Below are 19,317 nucleotides of genomic sequence, written 5' to 3' on the forward strand. Positions count from 1 at the left end.
TTACTGGCAATGCAGAATTTATGCCATTGGACACCTTATTCTCCCCATACATCTAGCACTGAATTTAAGGGGCGCACTTTAGCAAATTGCTCAATAATTTCCCATTGTTTCACTTCGCTCTGCTGATCCAACCAGTACCACAGCGCATTTGATGTCTCTTCATCTAAAACATGTTCAGGCAAAACCAATGATTTTACGGCATCATCAAGTGAATTTACTTCATCATTTAGTTCAACTAATAAGAAGTATTCAAACCACTTGAGCCACGGCAAGTGCCTGGTGCCGGCCGGCACCTGTTGCAGCCGATATTTGCCAGCCACTTTATTCACTTCAAAATGCGCGTCGTTTAGCAGTGTAACCAATTGCTCATTGACATTATTGAGCGAAACAGCAACGGGCATTAACAACGGTTGTCCATGCTGCGCTTTTAAAAATAGTTCGCTTAACCAGATACTTGCAACTTTAGTTGCACAAAGAAGGTAAATTTTTTCTGATTTTGGGTAAATTCTACACTGGGAAGTTAGATTAACGTGCTCTGCAACGGGCATCGGGTCTGCATTGTTGTTAATAATGTCGCTATTTGGCGTCATTAACGCATTATAATTTGACTGATATGCCGCACTTGGCCCTCGACTTTGCTTATGTGCAGCGCCACCACTTCGTCCACCACTGGCACTTCCCGAGGATGTATTTCTTGGACTGCCTGTAAATTGCCCATAAGACTGTGGCGCGCCTTGCGAGACTCCCCCCGTCGAGTAACGAGAAGACTCGTTGAACGCCTGTGCATTATCCGACGTTTGATTCTGTAAAGGCCTAATGTAATCGTGCTCTACCTGAGAAGACATGAAATCTGAGCCCGAAGGACGGCTTGCGTCCATTCCTGATAAAGGCTGTTCGTCGGTCATGGCATGCAGTGCATCACTCACGGTTTTACAGATAAAGTCGTGTACCAATCTGCCTTGTTGAAACCTCACCTCATGCTTGGCGGGATGAACATTTACATCCACATCTTTAGGGTTAACCGTTAAGTACACTACAAAGCTTGGTTGCTCCACCACACCCCAAACGCTTTCGTACGCTTGGCGAATAGCGTGCATAATAAGCTTATCTCGCATGCCTCTGCCGTTAACAAAACTGAACTGGCAATCATTGCTGCTGCGAAGCATGGCCTCATTACCTAGCCAAGCATCAATGTGAAGACCTTCATACTCGGTACTTATATGTACGGCGTTTTGAACAAACTTTTGTCCAACCACAGCGCCAATTCGGGTGGCTAAACTGCCTGCTTTGTCGGCGATAAAGCGCTTTGCTACTTTATCGTTGTGTTTTAAAACAAATGAAACCTTGGGATAGCTCAGTGCTATGCGTTTTATGACTTCTTCAATATGCTGAAATTCGGTTTTTTCGGTGCGTAAAAACTTACGTCTTGCTGGCGTGTTGTAAAACAGATCCGCCACGTCAATTGTGGTGCCAACAGGGTGGGCCGCTGGCTGAATATTTACCGCCATTTCCCTACCCTCACAGTAGGCCTGCCACGCCTCTCCTTGAGACTCAGTGCGTGATGTCAGTGTTAACCGGCTTACCGAGCTAATACTGGCCAGCGCTTCGCCACGAAAGCCAAGAGAGAGAATTTGTTCTAAGTCATCCAGAGTGGTGATTTTGCTGGTTGCATGGCGACTTAATGCCAGCTGCAGTTCACTTTTGACTATGCCTGACCCATTGTCTTTTATTCGAATGCGTTTGTGGCCACCTTTTTCAATATCGACTTCTATTTTGGTGGCACCAGCATCAAGGCTGTTTTCTAGTAATTCTTTAACCACAGACGCGGGGCGCTCAACCACTTCACCAGCGGCAATCTGGTTTGCAAGTTGGGGAGATAAAAGCTGTATAGGCAAAGGACTACCCTATGATATTAACTATATGGATTCGTGGCGATACGACATGTAAGTGCAATGAGTGCTGAAAAAGCCGATGAAACAAAACCTAGGTTTAGGTTCTCGGAATATTTAGTACCTGCCCTACGCGTACAACATCACTTGAAAGATCATTCGCTGCTTTGATGCTGCTTACTTTTACATTGTAACGCTGTGCTAATAATGAGAGCGACTCGCCGCTTCTTACTTTGTGCGTTCGGTTGTTCGCCCTTTCTTGTGCCCACAGTGTACCATCAGGGGGAACTTGCTTGAAGTAACGCTTAGTCGCATTAAACATGGCATTCGCTAAGCGTTCGCGATGTTTAGACCAGTTCAGATTCTTCTCTTCTTGCGGATTAGAAATGAAACCAACTTCGACCAAAATAGAGGGGATGTCAGGCGCGGTCAAAACTGCAAAACTGGCGGCTTGTGGTTTTCTTTTATGCAGACTGGTCACCTGCTTTAGCTCTTCAACCACTTTATTACCTAAATCGTGGCTGGTCGCCATACTGTGATCCATCGATAAACCCAGTATGGTTTCAGTAAGATATCTCTCGCTTGATTTATCATTGATCACTTCAGCTGCACCACCGAGTAATTCAGAGTGACGTTCAGATTTCTCTAGCCAGCGGCCTAATTCAGTGTCTGCTCTTCGCATGGATAGTACCCACACCGAACCGCCTCGCGGTTGAGGCTGACTAAACGCATCGGCGTGGATGGAAATAAGCAAATCGGCTTTTTTCTCGCGCGCAATTTCAGGACGTCGATTAGGAGAAACATAATAATCATCGCCACGAGTCATGATGGCGCGCATACCTCGCTCCCGGTTTATCATGTCTTCCAGTTTTTTGGCGATACTCAGGGTGATGTGCTTTTCATAGGTACCAGCCGGACCGATTGAACCTGGGTCATGCCCACCATGCCCGGCGTCGATGGCGACGATAATGTCTCGGTCTCGGGCACTGGTAGAATCATCAATAACGACCGAGCCAGTTGATGCCGACGCTGATAACGTTGGCGACGGCTTCGGCGCGCTATCTGGTAAATCGACAACCAGCCTGTGTCCGTAAGCACCATCGGGGGTTACTGCAAATAACGAAGGCTTTGTATTTCTATTGAGCTCAACAACCACTCTGGCAGATGATTTGTTTTTCGGTGTGGAGTAGCGCAGCTTTTTAATCAAATCACCGCTGTTTTCAATGCCAGAAAGCTTAGCGGTGTCGCTGGTGTTGTTAAGATCGATGACAAGCCGAAGCGGATTTTTAAGTGTAAAATAGGTGAACTCTGGCGCTGATTTCATATCGAAAACAACGCGCGTATTGTCCGGCAACGGCCATATCCTAACCCCGTCGATGTTATTTTGCGCACCGTGTGCGAATTGCACGACGAAACACAATAATAATACCGAAACTATACTGCGCACCATAATTAGCCTTTCTGTTATTGTTATGCTGCTCTCGTCAACTCCGGAGCGGCTATTTATTCAGTTTTTCTTTCATTTCGCATTTGCGCTAAACGCGCTTGCATTGCTGAAGCAATTTCGCACCGTGGGCACTTTTTGCTTCCAAATTAAACTGCCTACCCGATGGCGTAATATTTATACTAATCACTAAGTCTGGGGATGCCAAGTATTCGCCCCCTTTTTCCGACCATTCAATAAGCGCGATAGCGCCCGAACCAAAGTAATCGCGAATTCCCATGAACTCTAACTCTTCTGGGTCGGCTAAGCGATACAGGTCGAAGTGATAGATATTGACGCCATCCAACTCATAAGGTTCAACCAATGTATAGGTTGGACTTTTAACGCTACCTGAATGACCTAAAGATTGAATGAAATATCGGCTAAATGTCGTTTTCCCTGCACCTAAGTCGCCGTTTAAATAAATAACAGCATCGGTAGGGAGTTGACTCGAAACAGCCTGCGCTAAATCTCTGGCAAGCTGCGCAGTATCATCTACTTCATTAGCAAAAAAAGAGGTATGCGGGTAAGACATCAACAATATTCCACAGTAACAGAAAGCCGAATAACACAGTAGATGCCTGCCCGTTCAAGACAAAACCACGCTAACTAGTGGTTTATAAGCGCACGTACTGCGTCAAACAAATCGCTCGCTATCATACCACGTTGACCATACAGTTGGGCAATATCATCGCCAGCCTTAGCATGAAGCACTACACCATATTTCGCTGCAATATCTGTTTCTACGCCTTGCGCGAGCAACGCGCCCAATATTCCGCTTAATACATCACCGCTTCCTGCGGTAGCCATACCTGGATTACCGTGACGGCAAACCCAGGTTTTCTTTTCATTGTCGATAAGCGTGCCCGCCCCTTTTAGTACACAGACCGCATGGTATCGCTGTGAGCACTGCCTTGCGTAGTTAAAACGGTCGCTTTCTACATCATCAATAGAAACACCGAGTAAACGCGCAGCTTCGCCCGCGTGAGGGGTTAAAATACTGTCAGACAAGGTGTACGCGGTTGACTGCTGACACAACAGATTTAGCGCGTCAGCATCAATGACCACAGGCTTATTTTGGCTTTGACAGTGCTTCATGGTGGTTTCAAATGCGCTTTCTGCCCATTCATCTTGCCCAAGACCCGGTCCAATAACCACACAGGTTGCCCAAGCTAATGCATCTTCCAAATTAAAGTCGGTGACCATGAGTTCAGGTCTGCCTGCACTGACCTGAACGACTGACGACTCATGGGTATACACGCGCACCATGCCCGCACCGCTTCTCAGCGCGGCTTCACTGGCGAGTCGAATGGCACCTGCTGTTCCGCGGTTACCGCCAATGCACAACAGTCGACCATAAGTCCCTTTATGACTGTTAATCTCCCGTGGCCCCATACCTTTAAAGTGGTCGATATTTAGCATGGTCGCGCTCGCTTTAGCTAATGCTTGGAACGCTTTGCCGATACCCAAGTCCGCATACACTAACTTACCGCACGATTGTTTACCCGCACCAGTAACAAGCCCCGGCTTAATGCCCACAAAAGTAACGGTGATATCAGCCTGAACACATCGCCCCAGGCTCTGTCCTGTATTTGCATCAAGCCCTGACGGCACATCAACGCTTACAACCGGTGTTGATGACGCATTCACCGCATCAATGATGTCTGCAAACTCATTGCGAATATAGCTATTAATACCTGTACCAAGAAGCGCATCTATCACTACGTCAGACTTCTCGAGGAGCGCAGCGTCAAACCCATTGATACTGCCTCCTGAATCGAGCCAGCGCTGCTGTGCTTTGCCAGCATCACCATCCAGCGTACGTTCAGGCTCAACCGCACATAAATGCACTTGTTTACCCGCAAGTTTTGCGTTTATTGCTGCAATGTAGCCGTCACCCGCATTGTTACCTTGGCCCACCAGCACTAAGTAAACGTCTGAGTTTGGCATAAGCTCAAGACACTGCTTAAACACCACATCACCAGCTCGTTGCATCAACGTGAACATATCGCAGCCCGAATTCGCGGCGGCTTGTCCCTCATTTTCCCTAACCTGATCGGCCCGAAATAATTTGTATGATAAACTTGACGTTAATTGAGTATCTAGCATGAGCACATGTCCGAATTTAGTTCTATCGACCTTGTTGAATTAACCAACAATATCAAGGCTTGGGGTACAGCGCTAGGCTTTCAGCAGGTTGGCATCAGCGATATTGATCTACATCAGCACGAGGCACACCTTCAGGAATGGTTAGACAATGGGTATCACGGTGACATGGCCTTTATGGAGAGTCATGGGATGAAGCGTGCCCGGCCTGATGAGTTGGTCCCAGGGACATTACGGGTTATCAGCGTTCGCATGAACTACTTACCTCCTGACGCCTCGTTTGCTAAGCATTTAAAAAAGCCAGAAATAGGATACATCAGCCGCTATGCATTGGGCCGTGACTACCACAAAGTGCTGCGCAAACGTCTGAAGCAATTGGGAGAGAAAATCACCGCATCCTTGGCGCATACCCAATATCGCCCGTTTGTAGACTCAGCCCCCGTATTGGAACACGCTATTGCTGAAAAAGCGGGTATTGGCTGGACGGGGAAACACAGCCTGACACTCAACAAAGAAGCCGGCTCTTGGTTCTTCTTAGGTGAGCTGTTCATCAATTTGCCATTACCCACTGACTCACCAATTGAAGAGGGTTGCGGCACCTGCACGGCGTGTCTAACCATCTGCCCGACCAATGCAATTGTTGCGCCTTATAAAGTAGATGCCCGTCGCTGTATTTCCTATCTCACCATTGAATCAGACAAAGATATTCCCGAAGATTTACGTCCCATGATGGGCAATCGCATTTATGGCTGTGACGATTGCCAACTTGTTTGCCCTTGGAATCGCTTTGCCGATGTTACCAGTGAAGAAGATTTCCACCCGCGACAAGTGCTTCACGGCCAAAGTCTCAATGCGCTTTTCGGCTGGTCTGAAGAAACCTTCTTACGCAATACGGAAGGCTCTCCCATCAGGCGGATTGGCTTTGAGAAGTGGCAGCGTAATATTGCCGTTGCGTTAGGAAACGCTCCGTATGATGAACAAAGCATTCTGCTTTTGAAAGAAAGACGAGGGAGCGTGAGTGACTTGGTGGACAGACATATTGATTGGGCTCTTAAGCGGCAGCAAGAGAAGCAACAAGCGTCTGATGCAAAAAACAGGCAGCAAGCGCGGCTTATTCGCGTAATTGAAAAAGGTTTACCAAGAGACGCCTAACGCAGTACACGCTTGAATAAGGCATACCGCGAATTCATTTAGTTTAGCTATATAGGTTTTCGGGTTAACCCGCCGAAGCAAGCTGACTGTTTAAATCGGCCTGAGTGCTATTCCGATAACGCACACGAGCATTTGGCGAATGGGATGCAGCGAAAGAAACGTTAAGTTTCAGGCCTCGCTGTGCCACTTGCGTGGTTATGATGGGCGAGCCGAATTCCCACCACGGCTCCTGTTCCAATGCTTCAATAACTCGCGACAGCTCAGTTTCAGAACCGTCATACTCACCCGTTATTTCGCAATGTCCGTTCTCACATTTTACCGAGTCTAAAACAAAGCGCTCATTGTTAGGCGGCAGCGCAAAAAACGTATTGAGTGAGCCTTCGGTTTTCGTGTAGAAAACCTCTGGCGCCATGATTTGGACATTCTCAGCAACGGGGGCAACATTCATCTCGCCGTTTTTCGTAACGCTTGTATCCAAGAGCACCGCACCTGCTTCATTCGAAACCAACTTGGCGGCGGGCTTAATAACTTTCAGCTCACTCGTTTCCGTGGCACGAGAGCGCGCTAACACATTGGTTAGTCGCTCTTTTTCTGCATTGGATTCACTGAGTTGGTGTTGATAGCCAGAAAATTTATACCCCGCTATCAATGCAAACGCTATCAGCAACAACACAAGCCACGTTTTCATTTTACTTCCTTTATCGAAGTCGCTTACTTGTGATATTGCTTACTAAGTTCATGTACCGCATTAACGAACACACCTGCATTTTCAGGTGGTACGTCTAGATGGATACCGTGACCTAAATTAAATACGTGACCGCTACCTTCACCGTAACCTTCTAGAATGGACGCCACTTCTTGCTCAATTCTTTGCGGTTGAGCATACAGCATTGATGGATCCATATTACCTTGAAGTGCAACTTTATCGCCAATGCGCGCACGCGCTTCTTTAATGTCGATAGTCCAGTCTAAACCTACTGCGTCGCAGCCTGTCGCCGCAATCGATTCTAGCCACATGCCACCGTTTTTGGTGAACAAGGTAACAGGTACTTTACGGCCTTCATTTTCACGGGTCAGCCCACTTACAATGCGCTCCATGTACTGAAGCGAGAATTCTTTGTAGTCACGAGGAGATAACACGCCCCCCCAAGTATCAAATACCATGACTGACTGCGCGCCCGCAGCGATTTGAGCATTTAAATACTCAGTAACAGAATCAGCCAGTTTTGCTAGTAACGCATGAAGCGTTGCTGGCTCAGCAAATGCCATTTTCTTGATTTTGGTAAAGGCTTTACTTGAACCACCTTCAATCATGTAAGTCGCGAGTGTCCAAGGGCTTCCAGAAAAACCAATTAATGGCACTTCACCTTTAAGCTCACGGCGAATAGTACGAACGGCATTCATTACGTACTGTAATTCACCTTCTGGATCAGGAAGGCCTATTTTATCCACATCCGCTTTACACGTGATTGGATTTTTAAAGCGAGGGCCTTCACCTGTTTCAAAGTAAAGACCGAGGCCCATCGCATCTGGAATGGTCAAAATATCCGAAAAGAGAATTGCAGCGTCGAGAGGAAAACGACGTAAAGGTTGTAGCGTCACCTCACATGCAAGTTCTGCATTCTTGCACAACGACATAAAATCGCCTGCTACTGCACGAGTCGCTTTGTACTCTGGGAGGTAGCGCCCGGCTTGTCGCATCATCCATACAGGTGTGACATCAACCGGCTGCTTAAGTAACGCACGTAAGTAACGATCGTTCTTTAACGCGGGCTTATCAACACTGGGGAAATTTTGCGACATATAACTCACCTAAATTACTGAAGATATTTGAGCGCGAAAGTATACCAGTATTCTTAACTAAGGTGTGCTAAAACCTGTATTAAAAAATCAATGTTTTAACGACAAATCGGTGTAGTGTCGATTATTAAAGACAAACAATACTTGAACATTACTTTAAAAAGACGCTTGCACTTAAAGTGAGTGTTTGCTATTACTATAACCGTTAAAGAAAAGAAGCCCTACATGGGACCGTGCTAAACTTATTGAAACCCTGCTTCGGCAGGGTTTTTTATTTGTCGCCGATCAGAGACACCGTTTCAGCAATTAATTGTCCCGCAATAGACACTTTCGGTGGAATAGTCGGCAGCGCATCTATATCAAACCATTGCGCATCATCTATCTCGTTCTCCTGACAACGAATTTCCCCTTCGTCATACTCGGCAACAAAACCGACCATTAAGGAATGTGGAAATGGCCATGGCTGACTATTGTAATAGCGCAAGTTTTTAACCTTAACGCCAACTTCTTCGAAAACTTCTCTGTGGACCGCTTGCTCCAGACTTTCACCACTTTCTACGAAGCCTGCAAGGGTTGAATACATATTGGATTCTCGGTGGCGAACGCCTTTGGCCAACAATATTTTTTCGTTGTCGTGTATAGAAACAATGATACAGGGAGACACTCTTGGATAACTGCGATGTTGACAGCGGTGACAATGCATTGCCATTTCCCAATCTACGCGTTCAGTCTTGGCTCCACATTGCCCGCAAAATTGATGAGTACGCAAGAAGTGGATGTATTGCCAGGCTCGCCCAATAACGGAAAAGGCAATATCGTATTCGGCAAAAAGAAGCTGTCTAAGCGATACCCGTTCCCAACCGGGTTCGTCAACATGCTCAGCGCCCAAATCAACAACATATACGGGCAGATCTCTATGCGCCGTCTCATTGAGCGGCGGAAGTTGATGAATTTCATCGACATAAGATGCTAAAAATGGAATATCACTCAGGTAAGCAACGGGGATAGACTCAGACGATTCTTGTACTACAATTTTGCCGCGACTAAAAACTACCCACAGGGCTTGCTGAGCAGCTAGTTTCGCCTCATCCAACTTTATCATCATTGCACATCACTCCTGTTCTTTAATGCTTCATACTACACTAAATACTGAGCGTATAGATCGCCACCATACATTTTGAAACGAACTTTTTCGCGCAAAATTTGTGTCGCTAGTGCACAGTGTTATACTGAAACTTATTGTCGCTAAACGGGTAACACATCAAAATGTTGCAACAGTTAGAAAGCGTTAAATCAAAATGGGGCGGGAAAAGCCACGTTATTGACCGCTGGTTAATGGACAGACAGGCACTGTTAGTTTCTTTCTGTGAACTAGCAGGTATTAACAAGCGAAGCGAGTGTTTACCTGACCCAGATGAAATAGACAACTTTTGCAGCGCATTACTCGATTATTTGTCGGTAGGACACTTTGAGGTTTTCGATATGTTGGTTGAAAACGACAATGAAGGCCTTGCACTACGAGATAAACTTTACCCCAGATTGACAAAAACCACTGACGCAGCACTCGCATTTAATGATACGTTTGCACAAGCAGTAACGCCCGAGCAGGCCGCTGATTTTGATTCAGCCCTAGCCAAGCTTGGTGAGACATTAGAAGAGCGTTTTGCCTTGGAAGATGAGTTAATAGCTCATGTACACACTAAAAAACGTGATCCAGAAGTGACGCTTTAATATAACAATGAAAGTCGAGTTTACGGTTATCATCAATGAACAAAACCACACTTATTCATAAGGCACGGGCTTATTGCGAGCAACGCGGCGCCAGATTCACACCGCTTAGAGAAAAGGTGTACGAAATTCTTGTTTCAAAGCACGGCCCTATGGGTGCTTATGAACTACTCGACTCACTGAAAGAAACAGAGTCTAGTGCCAAACCTGCGACAGTCTATCGCGCCCTTGATTTTCTTCTCGATTTTGGGTTTATTCACCGTTTAGAGTCTACTAATGCGTTTGTGGCCTGCTATCATTTTGGTTGTAACCACCCTGTTCAGTTTCTAATTTGTGACAGCTGTGGTGATGTTGCTGAAATTCAATCTGAAGGTCTTCAAGAGACCCTTGATAGCCAAGCAAAGCAACACGGATTCAAAGTATCGAAACAAACTATAGAGGCCCATGGATTATGTGCCGATTGTCAACAAACGGAAGATCACGCTGCCCAGGAGAGTGTACATGAATGCTGATTTTGTGAACCCGTTTATTGCTGGTCTTTTGAACGTGCTTGAAACCATGGCTCAAACTAAATTGACCCCGGGCAAGCCCAAGCGCAAACAAAGTGATATCGCCAAAGGCGATGTATCGGGGCTAATTGGCATGGTGGGCCCTGACGTTCGCGGCTCTATGTCTATTACTTTTGACGAGTCGTTGGCCCTGACCATAATGGAGAGAATGGTTGGCGAGCGCCCTGAGAAGCTTGATGCAGAAGTAGGCGACATGGTTGGCGAAGTTACCAACATGATTTGCGGTAACGCAAAACGAGACCTTGCTGAACGGGGTTACGAGTTTGGAATGGCAACACCCATCGTTGTATCAGGAAAGCAACATACGATTAGTCACCAGGTTGATGGTGCTAAAATTATTCTTCCTTTCATGTGCGACGAAGGGTTAGCGCATTTGGAAATCTGTTTTGACAAATAATTTCTGGCAGTCTGAAAAAATTACACTCGACAGCTACCCGAGAGGATTTCACCTGATAACACAGCAGGTGGAATCTGCACTACCCAGTATTCGTCATGTTGAAGTCGGCCTTTTGCACCTATGGCTTCAGCATACAAGCGCTAGTTTGACAATCAATGAAAATGCCGACCCTACAGTGAGGCATGATATGGAAGCGTTCTTCAACCATAGTGTAAAAGAAGAGCTTTCTTTTTTCAGGCATACTTATGAAGGTAAAGATGATATGCCTGCTCACTTAAAATCGAGTATACTAGGGTGTCAACTTACTATACCTGTCCAACAAGGCAAGCTTGCACTTGGCACGTGGCAGGGTATCATGCTCGGCGAACACCGAGATCATGGTGGAAGACGAACAATTATTGCCACATTACAAGGGATCGCAGCCTAACCCATATTATAAATGGCACAATTTGTGCTAGCGTTAAACGTTAAGCACAACACAAAATTATCAAAAATCGATAATCACTCAACGTTAAACAGGATGTGACTATGAAACAACACTTTAAAATGGCAGCGCTATCTCTTGCTGTAATTTCTTCGACTAATGCATTTGCACAAGACTCTTCTGAGCCAGAGTACAAAAACTGGTTTGGTTTGTCTGGCATGTATTACAACACTGACGACTCACGTCCGTTAGATCTAACTGACGGCGGCCTTTACGACGATGGTCGTGGCGTAGCTTTTGAATACGGTTTCCGTTTTACTCAAAGCTGGGCAGCACGTGTTGAATTTACAGCCCTAGACCTTGATTATGCAGGCGGCGGTGATGAAAGCGGTGAAATGGTTGGTGTTGACGCACTATACTTCATGCCAAATGATGCATGGTTCGTTTTTGGTGGTGTTAAGCGTCAAGCAGTAGGCGAATCAACTACGCTTGGTAACATCGGTATCGGTAAACACTGGGACATCCACGAAGATGTTAAACTTGTTACTGAAATCGCCGCTTATCACGACTTCGGTGAAGATTACAATGACTACAGTGTTAAAGTTGGTATCGCGATCCCATTTGGTAAAGGCACTCCTGCCGCACCTAAAGACAGCGACAACGATGGCGTTGTAGACAGCAAAGACCAGTGCCCAATGACACCAGCAGGTGTTCGTGTTGACGCAAATGGTTGTAGCATCGATGATGATAACGATGGCGTTCTAAACAACGTTGACCAGTGTCCTAACACTCCAGTTGGCACTAAAGTAGATGCAACTGGCTGTGCAATTAAAGATTCGGACAACGACGGCGTTGTAGACAGCAAAGATATGTGCCCTGATACACCAGCTGGCGTAAAAGTTGATGCAAAAGGTTGTACAGTATTTGACGAAGAGACAGTAGAAATCACACTACGCGTTCTATTCGACAACGAAAGTGCTGTAGTTAAAATGCCAAAAGATCCAGAAATCTCTGAATTTGCTGAGTTCATGAAGCAGTATCCTTCAACAACTGCGGTAATTGAAGGTCACACTTCTGCACCAGGTAGTGAAGCTTACAACATGGACCTTTCTAAGCGTCGTGCTGCGAACTTCAAAGAAGTAATGGTAGACATGTACGGTATCGAAGGTTCTCGTTTAGAGACTATCGGTTACGGCGAAACTCAGCTTCTAGACAATGGTAAGAATGCTGAAGCACACCGTGTTAACCGTCGCATTTCAGTGACAGTTAAAGACACAGTGAAAGTAGCTGAAGAAAAGTAATTCATTGTATATGAATTGAAAAAGGCGCCTTACGGCGCCTTTTTTGTGTCTGAAATACTTTAACTTGTTAACCCTTAAAATGTAGACCGTGGCCGCGGTCGAAGCCTTTTGTCGCTATAAGAGGGGCTAATATTCGTCGGCTATGGCAGGGCCTGCATAGTTGTCAAACCGTGAGAACTGACCTTGGAACGTAAGTCGACAGGTACCAATTGGGCCGTTACGCTGTTTACCAATAATAATCTCTGCAATGCCCTTATACTCACTGTTTTCGTGATAAACCTCATCACGATAAATAAACATAATAAGGTCGGCATCCTGCTCGATAGAGCCAGACTCACGAAGGTCAGAGTTTACAGGACGTTTATCGGCGCGTTGTTCTAGCGTACGGTTAAGCTGTGAAAGGGCAACTACCGGCACTTCAAGCTCTTTAGCCAATGCTTTCAGTGAGCGAGAGATCTCTGCAATTTCCAATGTTCGGTTGTCGCTAAGAGAAGGTACGCGCATCAACTGAAGATAATCCACCATGATTAGACTGATTCCACCGCGTTCGCGAGCGAGTTTTCTTGCGCGACTTCGCACGTCCATTGGTGTAAGGCCTGATGAATCATCAACAAACAAACAATCTTTGTCTTTGAGCATCGCCATGGTGTTGGAGATACGTGCCCAATCTTCATCATCCAGCTGCGCAGTACGAATTTTGGTTTGGTCAACGCGGCTTAATGACGCCAACATACGCATCATGATTTGTTCTGAGGGCATCTCAAGACTGAAAACAAGTACAGGTTTGTCTTCTGCCATCATGGCGTTTTCAATCAAGTTCATGGCGAAAGTAGTCTTACCCATCGATGGACGAGCCGCCACGATAATAAGGTCAGAGGGCTGCATACCACTGGTCATTTTGTCTAGGTCGGTAAAGCCGGTAGTAACACCGGTAACGTCTTTATTGGTTTTCACCAATTCTTCTAGACGGTCAATGGTCTTCCCTAAGATAGACTCGACATCGCGAGGACCTTCGTTTTCACCAGTTCTTCGCTCGGCAATTTCAAATACTTTACTTTCGGCCAGGTCAAGAATGTCTGCACTGTCACGGCCTTCGGGGTTGTACCCAACTTCCGCTATTTCATGCGCCACGCCAATAAGCTCTCGGGTTATCGCGCGCTCACTGATAATTTGCGCATAAGACACAACGTTCGCAGAACTTGGCGTGTTTTTGGCAAGTTCACCTAAGTAGGCAAAACCGCCGGCATCTTCCAGTTCATCATGCTTTTCCAGCTCTTCTGATACTGTTATAAGATCTATTGGCTGGCTACTGTTTAGTAGTCGAGTGATAGCACGAAAGATAATTTGGTGTGAGCGATTGTAGAAATCGTTATCGGTAACAAGCTCCGCGACTTTGTCCCAGCTTTCAGGGTCAATAAGCATGCTGCCCAAAACAGATTGCTCAGCCTCAATGCTATGAGGTGGAACCTTCAATTTTTCAACATTCTTATCGTTTTTAGACGCAGACGCCACGAGTGAAACCTATTCCAATGCACAAAAGTCAGTTGGATATTATGCGCTTTTAACGTCCATCACTCAACAAAGGAAGTCGTCATTTTGTTGCAAAAGCGCAAAAAGACAACATCGTTTAAAGCGTTTTCTCCAGCTTTAAAAACGTACCGTCAACCAAGGTGTAGGCGCTGCCACCTTCCTGAAAAATGAGTGTAGAACCCATGATTGCTGAATTATCAAGGCACGACAAACTTACTTCAGTAATCTTGTCGTCGCTAAAGCCGAGCGATGATGGAGAGGCTTTAAAAGCAGCATAAAAATCTTGATTACTGATATTTTTCGTTGAATACACCGGTGACTCACAGAATGCCTGATCGAGTTTAGCCGAGTCTGAAGCATAGGTTACCGAGCGACCCAAAAACTTTTCTGACTCTATTGATGAGTGAGCTGAAACACCTATATTATAGGCCTTAGTCACCACCCAAGTACCTTCGTAATAAGCGGGTTCCTGAACAGCACAGCCTAGCGTAAATGCGCATATTCCAAACGCACCAATAATTAGACTATGAAATCGCCAAAACCTTTTGACGTGTCCAACAATACTCAATTTAACCTCCAATCAAAAAATAACAAACCATGTGATGATGTGGGTGAAGCGTGCAGGTCCGCTAACTTGTAACTAAGAGCCATTAAAACGCACTTTTGTTACTTACAAACGCTCAGCTACACATTTTTAGCGACCAAACAAAAAAAGCTGCGATCACTCGCAGCTTTTCATTAATCACCACATGTCTGATTAATAAATGTGGACTAAATTCATTTTTTCAACCTAAAGTTTCAATTATGTTGCCTATAGCTTATTCACTTTTGGTCTATTTCAATTCGCCCGTGTACCGTAGAGATGTCTACATTTGCAGCCCCACCGTTGTGGATAAAGCGTAGCCAGCTACCTGGGCCATACTTAGGCTTTTGCGACTTTTCATCACTGATATTGTTTACAATGTTGCCGCCAGCGTGCGTCTCAATATCAAATTGTGCCGATACGCCATCTTGAAAGACAAATTCCATCGCACCGCCTACAGAATTCGCTTTTACGCTACCGTTCTTATTAAGACCTAAACTTGCGTAAGTCCTTCCATTAACCGTATTGATTTGCAGTACGTCCACCGCTTGAAGAGACACATCGATTCGACCGTTGACGGTTTCTACTGATACGTCTGGGCTATCGGAAGTGATGTCGAGCTTGCCATTAACTGACGCAAAGCTCACTGGCGTTTTTCCTGAGTGTGACGCTTCAATTTCGCCATTCACTGTTTCCGCCTCTAAACGGCCTCTCACATTCTCAAGCACGATATCGCCATTAACCGACTCAACTTCAACCCGCTCACCTATGTTTTTAAGGGTTACGTCGCCGTTTACCACCTCAACATCTACTGCTTTTGTTATACCTTCTGCAATAAGATCAGCATTGACCGCGGTATAGTGAAGGTCGCTTGCTGAAGGTATATAGATAACAAGGTCGTCGCCATCTTTACCTTTATTAAACCAGCTCTTTGAGTGGCGCTCGACTTCAACGTGTATAACCACGACATCTCCACGTCTTTCAAAGATAAACTCTTCAGTTTGATCGCCCAGTTCACCGGTGACACGAACCTGAGACTTATCCCAAACTCGGATGTCTGCTTTTCCGTTGATGTGTTCAATGTCCACTTTCGGCGAAGACGATGTGTCGATGGTCTTATCTACTTTTTCTCCTGCAAACGCCGCAGTAGCGATACTTAGCAGCGCAGTAGTAAGTAATACCTTGGCCCCCAAAGGTGCCATGAACGTGTGCAAAAATGTGCTTTTCGTATTTATATTCATCTTTAAACCCTTATTAAATTTGCTGCCACTTTGGCGCGTGCACTCGCTCAATTAAGGCAATCTGCTGTTGATATACGTGATGCAGCATTTTAATTAATGCTGAGTTGTCTGGATCGTCCTTTAATGCCGCTTTAATAACATCTGCAGCATCGTCCAATTCTTTCAATTGCTCTTGCCAATCTTCCGTTAGCGCTGTTGTACTTTCATAACTAGCAAGAAGACTATTCACTTGTTGTTGCTGCTGCATACTCATTGCGTCAATCAAGGCATAGCCATCGCTTCGACTTTCATCAGCTTTAAACGCAAAAGGAGCCGCAAACCACAATACAGTAACTAAACAAACGCTTGCGGCTATCGCCATCCACTGTTTTGATGTAACCGTAGATGATGAAGCGTCGCCTTGCTGCGATGTTATGCCGAGTTCAATACCTCGCCACAAATCTCGTTCTGGCTGCTTCTCTTTTGATATCCCAGAAATATGCTGAGCAAGCTTGTCGTCAAAATTACTCATCATCGACTCCCATAAAATCTTTCAATAATTGCTTAGCACGGAAAAATTGTGCTTTGCTTGAGCCCACTGCCATGTTCAACATGCTGGCAATGTCTTCGTGTCTGTAACCTTCAATTGCATGGAGGACAAAAACCATTCTGGCTCGCTCGGGTAAGCGAATAACTAATGCTTCTAAATCCACATCGGTGCTGTTTTCTTCAGCCGGCATCTCGTTAATGCCGCTGTTTTCCAAGTTAAACATCCGCTGCACCCACCCTTTCTGCTTACGCATATAAGAGATGGTAATGTTTGCCGTAACACTGTGTAACCATGTGGAAAATTGGCTTTGCCCATCAAAATTACCCAATTTTTTCCATAGCTGAATAAAGACTTCTTGCGAAGCATCTTCTGCCATTCCCTTTTCACCTGTAAGCCGGTAACAAAGCGCGTAGACTCGCCCAATATGTTCATCGTAAAGGGACCGAAACGCCTGCTTATCGCCCTTTTTCGCTTTAGATATCAGCTCATTTTCGCTTTTATTACCAAACACCACATTGGCGTGTACAACACGTTGTTGTGTGTGTTCCATTCTTTTCTCTTTGTTATTTGTGGTGCTGATTAGCATTAGCACTTGTTAGTGTTATAAGGTTAGTCGTACCCTATAGTAGAAAGGTTTAAATGCACAAAAATATTTTTTGGAGATGCCATGTCTACCTCATTTTCTGTTAACGCTCTGTTTGCTGGAAAACCTCAGCCGCTAGGCCCTCGTGGGGCACCAAGCAGTATTGTTAAAGCCCCCGTCGACGCGTTAACGGTACATAGGGACAGAACCGATGAAGACGAACAGGCCAACAAACGGCTTCACGGTGGACCGGAGAAAGTGCTGCATCAGTTCAACCCGACCAACTATCTGACATTAAGAAAGCATTTTCCTGAAGGCGCCTTTTCGCTGGGCAGCATTGGCGAAAACATCAGTGTAGAGGGCATGGACGATGCTACCGTTTATATCGGCGATATATGGAAGTTCGGCGAGGTAGAACTGCAAGTAAGCGCACCCCGTGCCCCTTGCAATAAAATCTCGCAACGCTTCGAAGTGCCCAATTTAGATAGATTTGTCGGAGAACGAGGTATCACTGGCTGGTATTACCGGGTTATTAAAACCGGAACCATCAGTGTTGGCGACGAAGTAACACTACTGCACCGTGAGGACGATACCGTTAATGTTCACACCCTAATGCAATGCGCCCATACCAAAGCAGACAAAGCCCTGGCCCAAAAGCTAGCGAATCTTGAGGCGCTTGATGACGAATGGCGCGGAAAATGCCAAAAAATTGCGGATAAGATTGCGGATAAATAAGCCATTTATCCGTAGCTTAAATTAAAAAGACGCCTGTTCACCTTCATTCAAAATAACCCAAGGCATTGCAGGGTTTAGCTGCTTCTTCATTTTCATAAGACGAAATAGCGCAGAATGTGACGTCTTGTCACCCATCATCCAGCTGGCATTTCCATAGCCCCAAGGCACTACGGCTTTACAGCCTAGGTCTTGGGCCGCAACAATGGCATCTTCTGGCGTAGTATGTACCTTGCGATACCATTTAGGTGAGGTTTCGCTGAAATAAGACGCTATAGGTAACAGGCAAACATCTATTTCACCAAAGCGCGCTTTAATATCCTTGAAGTGCGGTGAATATCCCGTATCCCCCGCAAAGAACAATGTTTTGCCTTCACTCTCAAATACCCAACCACCCCACAGTGTCGCATTGTCGTCCTCGTACAAATAAGGCACCCAAATTCGGTTACTGAAATGATGGGCCGGCACGAAGTGGATAGAGGTTTTGCCTACGTTTTTGCTGGTATACCACGCCATTTCTTTAATGGTGTAGCCTCTATTAGGGAAGTGCTCTGCGAAACCTAACGGAACAAGATATTCGGGCTTTGTGCCTAATTCGGCAATATCGGCTTTATTGAAATGATCATAGTGAATATGGGAATAAACCACAGCATCGGTTTGTGCGAGTTTGTCTTCACCTACCTCAGCGGGTTCGTTGCGGCTGAACCCCTCCGCCAATCGAAAAGCCCAATTGACGGGCCAATCAAACTGCCCAAACACAGGGTCAATAAGTATTTGCTCACCACTTGCGGTGTTAAGTAAAAAACTTGCGTGCCCTAACCAGGTGACATTAAAGCCGGTGTGCGAGTTCACTGTCGGGTTGTTGCCAACGAACTGACAATTTTGCATGTCACTTTCACATTCAATATCGGCAGACGCTGGGTAGCAATCATTAGTGCACGTGACGGGGTATGCTTTAAAACTGTCGTAAATATTGCTGAATCTGTCCTCATACCCAGGCTCATTGGCGTGCTTGATTACAGCATTTTCACCTTCTATCTGAGTAACATGATTAGAGCTGGCGCAACCAGTAACGACACTTCCTGCTACTACTAGCGACGCCGACAACGTCGTTAACTTCTTTAAACTCATTACCATTTTTAAGATCGTGTCCTTGTAGCTCCAACCTAGGAGGCAAAGCGCTTAGTTGACTGCTGCGTCTATGCTTTATTTACTCAATTGTGCAGACATCAAGAGCACCGCAGTTTAGCGCAAGCACTAAGATAGCTGT

Annotated in this window: 20 protein-coding genes; 7 read left to right on the forward strand and 13 right to left on the reverse strand. The window is 45.7% G+C overall.

The window, feature by feature from the left end; genetic code table 11:
• Positions 1-35: 35 nt before the first annotated feature.
• The 4 genes from mutL to ACFI6L_RS11195 all read right to left on the reverse strand — a co-directional run bounded on the left by mutL (position 36) and on the right by ACFI6L_RS11195 (position 5,481).
• Positions 36-1,895: a DNA mismatch repair endonuclease MutL gene (gene mutL, locus ACFI6L_RS11180; protein WP_069945114.1), complete on the reverse strand. Its 1,860-nt coding sequence runs from the start codon at positions 1,893-1,895 to the stop codon at positions 36-38.
• 94 nt (positions 1,896-1,989) lie between these two features.
• Positions 1,990-3,339, reverse strand: coding sequence for an N-acetylmuramoyl-L-alanine amidase (locus tag ACFI6L_RS11185; protein ID WP_462574018.1), 1,350 nt, complete (start codon positions 3,337-3,339; stop codon positions 1,990-1,992).
• Positions 3,340-3,424: 85 nt separating this feature from the next.
• The gene (gene tsaE, locus ACFI6L_RS11190; protein WP_014951096.1) at positions 3,425-3,907 is read right to left on the reverse strand and encodes a tRNA (adenosine(37)-N6)-threonylcarbamoyltransferase complex ATPase subunit type 1 TsaE; all 483 of its coding nucleotides are present in this window, start codon (positions 3,905-3,907) and stop codon (positions 3,425-3,427) included.
• Positions 3,908-3,981: 74 nt separating this feature from the next.
• Positions 3,982-5,481, reverse strand: a complete 1,500-nt coding sequence (locus tag ACFI6L_RS11195; RefSeq protein ID WP_014977653.1) for a bifunctional ADP-dependent NAD(P)H-hydrate dehydratase/NAD(P)H-hydrate epimerase — start codon at positions 5,479-5,481, stop codon at positions 3,982-3,984.
• 6 nt (positions 5,482-5,487) lie between these two features.
• Between ACFI6L_RS11195 and queG the strand changes: the two genes are divergently transcribed.
• Entirely contained in the window at positions 5,488-6,630 is a 1,143-nt protein-coding gene (queG, locus tag ACFI6L_RS11200) for a tRNA epoxyqueuosine(34) reductase QueG (protein ID WP_014980562.1), read from the forward strand.
• 64 nt (positions 6,631-6,694) lie between these two features.
• Here the strand turns inward: queG and ACFI6L_RS11205 are convergent, their stop codons facing one another.
• The 3 genes from ACFI6L_RS11205 to nudC all read right to left on the reverse strand — a co-directional run bounded on the left by ACFI6L_RS11205 (position 6,695) and on the right by nudC (position 9,535).
• Positions 6,695-7,318, reverse strand: coding sequence for a hypothetical protein (locus tag ACFI6L_RS11205; RefSeq protein WP_014980563.1), 624 nt, complete (start codon positions 7,316-7,318; stop codon positions 6,695-6,697).
• Positions 7,319-7,341: 23 nt separating this feature from the next.
• Positions 7,342-8,433 (reverse strand): uroporphyrinogen decarboxylase, encoded by a 1,092-nt coding sequence (gene hemE / locus ACFI6L_RS11210; RefSeq protein ID WP_014951100.1) that lies wholly within the window; start codon positions 8,431-8,433, stop codon positions 7,342-7,344.
• Positions 8,434-8,701: 268 nt separating this feature from the next.
• The gene (gene nudC, locus ACFI6L_RS11215) at positions 8,702-9,535 is read right to left on the reverse strand and encodes an NAD(+) diphosphatase (RefSeq protein WP_080760052.1); all 834 of its coding nucleotides are present in this window, start codon (positions 9,533-9,535) and stop codon (positions 8,702-8,704) included.
• 161 nt (positions 9,536-9,696) lie between these two features.
• Between nudC and rsd the strand changes: the two genes are divergently transcribed.
• The 5 genes from rsd (at position 9,697) to ACFI6L_RS11240 (ending at position 12,849) form a co-directional block, all read left to right on the forward strand.
• Positions 9,697-10,161, forward strand: coding sequence for a sigma D regulator (gene rsd / locus ACFI6L_RS11220; RefSeq protein WP_462574019.1), 465 nt, complete (start codon positions 9,697-9,699; stop codon positions 10,159-10,161).
• Positions 10,162-10,196: 35 nt separating this feature from the next.
• Entirely contained in the window at positions 10,197-10,670 is a 474-nt protein-coding gene (locus tag ACFI6L_RS11225; RefSeq protein ID WP_014951103.1) for a transcriptional repressor, read from the forward strand.
• Positions 10,660-11,124, forward strand: a complete 465-nt coding sequence (locus tag ACFI6L_RS11230) for a chemotaxis protein CheX (protein ID WP_014951104.1) — start codon at positions 10,660-10,662, stop codon at positions 11,122-11,124. The genes ACFI6L_RS11225 and ACFI6L_RS11230 overlap by 11 nt, the downstream gene beginning before the upstream one ends.
• Positions 11,114-11,551: a secondary thiamine-phosphate synthase enzyme YjbQ gene (locus tag ACFI6L_RS11235; RefSeq protein WP_039233612.1), complete on the forward strand. Its 438-nt coding sequence runs from the start codon at positions 11,114-11,116 to the stop codon at positions 11,549-11,551. Before ACFI6L_RS11230 ends, ACFI6L_RS11235 begins: the two co-directional genes overlap by 11 nt.
• 101 nt (positions 11,552-11,652) lie before the next feature.
• Positions 11,653-12,849 (forward strand): OmpA family protein, encoded by a 1,197-nt coding sequence (locus ACFI6L_RS11240; RefSeq protein ID WP_462574020.1) that lies wholly within the window; start codon positions 11,653-11,655, stop codon positions 12,847-12,849.
• A gap of 126 nt (positions 12,850-12,975) precedes the next feature.
• Here the strand turns inward: ACFI6L_RS11240 and dnaB are convergent, their stop codons facing one another.
• From dnaB to ACFI6L_RS11265, 5 genes are all read right to left on the reverse strand, one after another.
• Entirely contained in the window at positions 12,976-14,361 is a 1,386-nt protein-coding gene (gene dnaB / locus ACFI6L_RS11245; RefSeq protein ID WP_014951107.1) for a replicative DNA helicase, read from the reverse strand.
• A 115-nt stretch (positions 14,362-14,476) separates the two neighbouring features.
• Positions 14,477-14,947 (reverse strand): hypothetical protein, encoded by a 471-nt coding sequence (locus ACFI6L_RS11250; RefSeq protein WP_278346268.1) that lies wholly within the window; start codon positions 14,945-14,947, stop codon positions 14,477-14,479.
• Positions 14,948-15,201: 254 nt separating this feature from the next.
• Entirely contained in the window at positions 15,202-16,203 is a 1,002-nt protein-coding gene (locus ACFI6L_RS11255; protein ID WP_278346269.1) for a DUF4097 family beta strand repeat-containing protein, read from the reverse strand.
• Positions 16,204-16,216: 13 nt separating this feature from the next.
• Positions 16,217-16,714, reverse strand: coding sequence for a hypothetical protein (locus tag ACFI6L_RS11260; RefSeq protein ID WP_039229236.1), 498 nt, complete (start codon positions 16,712-16,714; stop codon positions 16,217-16,219).
• Positions 16,707-17,282 carry an RNA polymerase sigma factor gene (locus ACFI6L_RS11265; protein ID WP_014951111.1) on the reverse strand — a complete coding sequence of 192 codons (576 nt, stop codon included), beginning with the start codon at positions 17,280-17,282 and terminating at the stop codon, positions 16,707-16,709. The genes ACFI6L_RS11260 and ACFI6L_RS11265 overlap by 8 nt, the downstream gene beginning before the upstream one ends.
• Positions 17,283-17,399: 117 nt before the next feature.
• Between ACFI6L_RS11265 and ACFI6L_RS11270 the strand changes: the two genes are divergently transcribed.
• Positions 17,400-18,050 (forward strand): MOSC domain-containing protein, encoded by a 651-nt coding sequence (locus tag ACFI6L_RS11270; RefSeq protein WP_282765255.1) that lies wholly within the window; start codon positions 17,400-17,402, stop codon positions 18,048-18,050.
• Between the two features lie 21 nt (positions 18,051-18,071).
• On the opposite strand, the gene ACFI6L_RS11275 is transcribed toward ACFI6L_RS11270, so the two are convergent.
• Entirely contained in the window at positions 18,072-19,184 is a 1,113-nt protein-coding gene (locus ACFI6L_RS11275) for an MBL fold metallo-hydrolase (RefSeq protein WP_014977662.1), read from the reverse strand.
• Positions 19,185-19,317 lie beyond the last annotated feature (133 nt).

Source organism: Alteromonas sp. G4i35, from assembly GCF_054960375.1.

What these genes read in the sequence shown, in the direction of transcription:
- ACFI6L_RS11275 (WP_014977662.1), bottom strand. Translation starts at nt 19,184, where the DNA reads ATGGTAATGAGTTTAAAGAAGTTAACGACGTTGTCGGCGTCGCTAGTA.
- ACFI6L_RS11205 (WP_014980563.1), bottom strand. Translation starts at nt 7,318, where the DNA reads ATGAAAACGTGGCTTGTGTTGTTGCTGATAGCGTTTGCATTGATAGCG.
- ACFI6L_RS11195 (WP_014977653.1), bottom strand. Translation starts at nt 5,481, where the DNA reads ATGCTAGATACTCAATTAACGTCAAGTTTATCATACAAATTATTTCGG.
- queG (WP_014980562.1), top strand. Translation starts at nt 5,488, where the DNA reads ATGTCCGAATTTAGTTCTATCGACCTTGTTGAATTAACCAACAATATC.
- rsd (WP_462574019.1), top strand. Translation starts at nt 9,697, where the DNA reads ATGTTGCAACAGTTAGAAAGCGTTAAATCAAAATGGGGCGGGAAAAGC.
- ACFI6L_RS11225 (WP_014951103.1), top strand. Translation starts at nt 10,197, where the DNA reads ATGAACAAAACCACACTTATTCATAAGGCACGGGCTTATTGCGAGCAA.
- ACFI6L_RS11240 (WP_462574020.1), top strand. Translation starts at nt 11,653, where the DNA reads ATGAAACAACACTTTAAAATGGCAGCGCTATCTCTTGCTGTAATTTCT.
- ACFI6L_RS11270 (WP_282765255.1), top strand. Translation starts at nt 17,400, where the DNA reads ATGTCTACCTCATTTTCTGTTAACGCTCTGTTTGCTGGAAAACCTCAG.
- hemE (WP_014951100.1), bottom strand. Translation starts at nt 8,433, where the DNA reads ATGTCGCAAAATTTCCCCAGTGTTGATAAGCCCGCGTTAAAGAACGAT.
- ACFI6L_RS11255 (WP_278346269.1), bottom strand. Translation starts at nt 16,203, where the DNA reads ATGAATATAAATACGAAAAGCACATTTTTGCACACGTTCATGGCACCT.
- ACFI6L_RS11230 (WP_014951104.1), top strand. Translation starts at nt 10,660, where the DNA reads ATGAATGCTGATTTTGTGAACCCGTTTATTGCTGGTCTTTTGAACGTG.
- nudC (WP_080760052.1), bottom strand. Translation starts at nt 9,535, where the DNA reads ATGATGATAAAGTTGGATGAGGCGAAACTAGCTGCTCAGCAAGCCCTG.
- ACFI6L_RS11185 (WP_462574018.1), bottom strand. Translation starts at nt 3,339, where the DNA reads ATGGTGCGCAGTATAGTTTCGGTATTATTATTGTGTTTCGTCGTGCAA.
- ACFI6L_RS11260 (WP_039229236.1), bottom strand. Translation starts at nt 16,714, where the DNA reads ATGAGTAATTTTGACGACAAGCTTGCTCAGCATATTTCTGGGATATCA.
- tsaE (WP_014951096.1), bottom strand. Translation starts at nt 3,907, where the DNA reads ATGTCTTACCCGCATACCTCTTTTTTTGCTAATGAAGTAGATGATACT.
- ACFI6L_RS11265 (WP_014951111.1), bottom strand. Translation starts at nt 17,282, where the DNA reads ATGGAACACACACAACAACGTGTTGTACACGCCAATGTGGTGTTTGGT.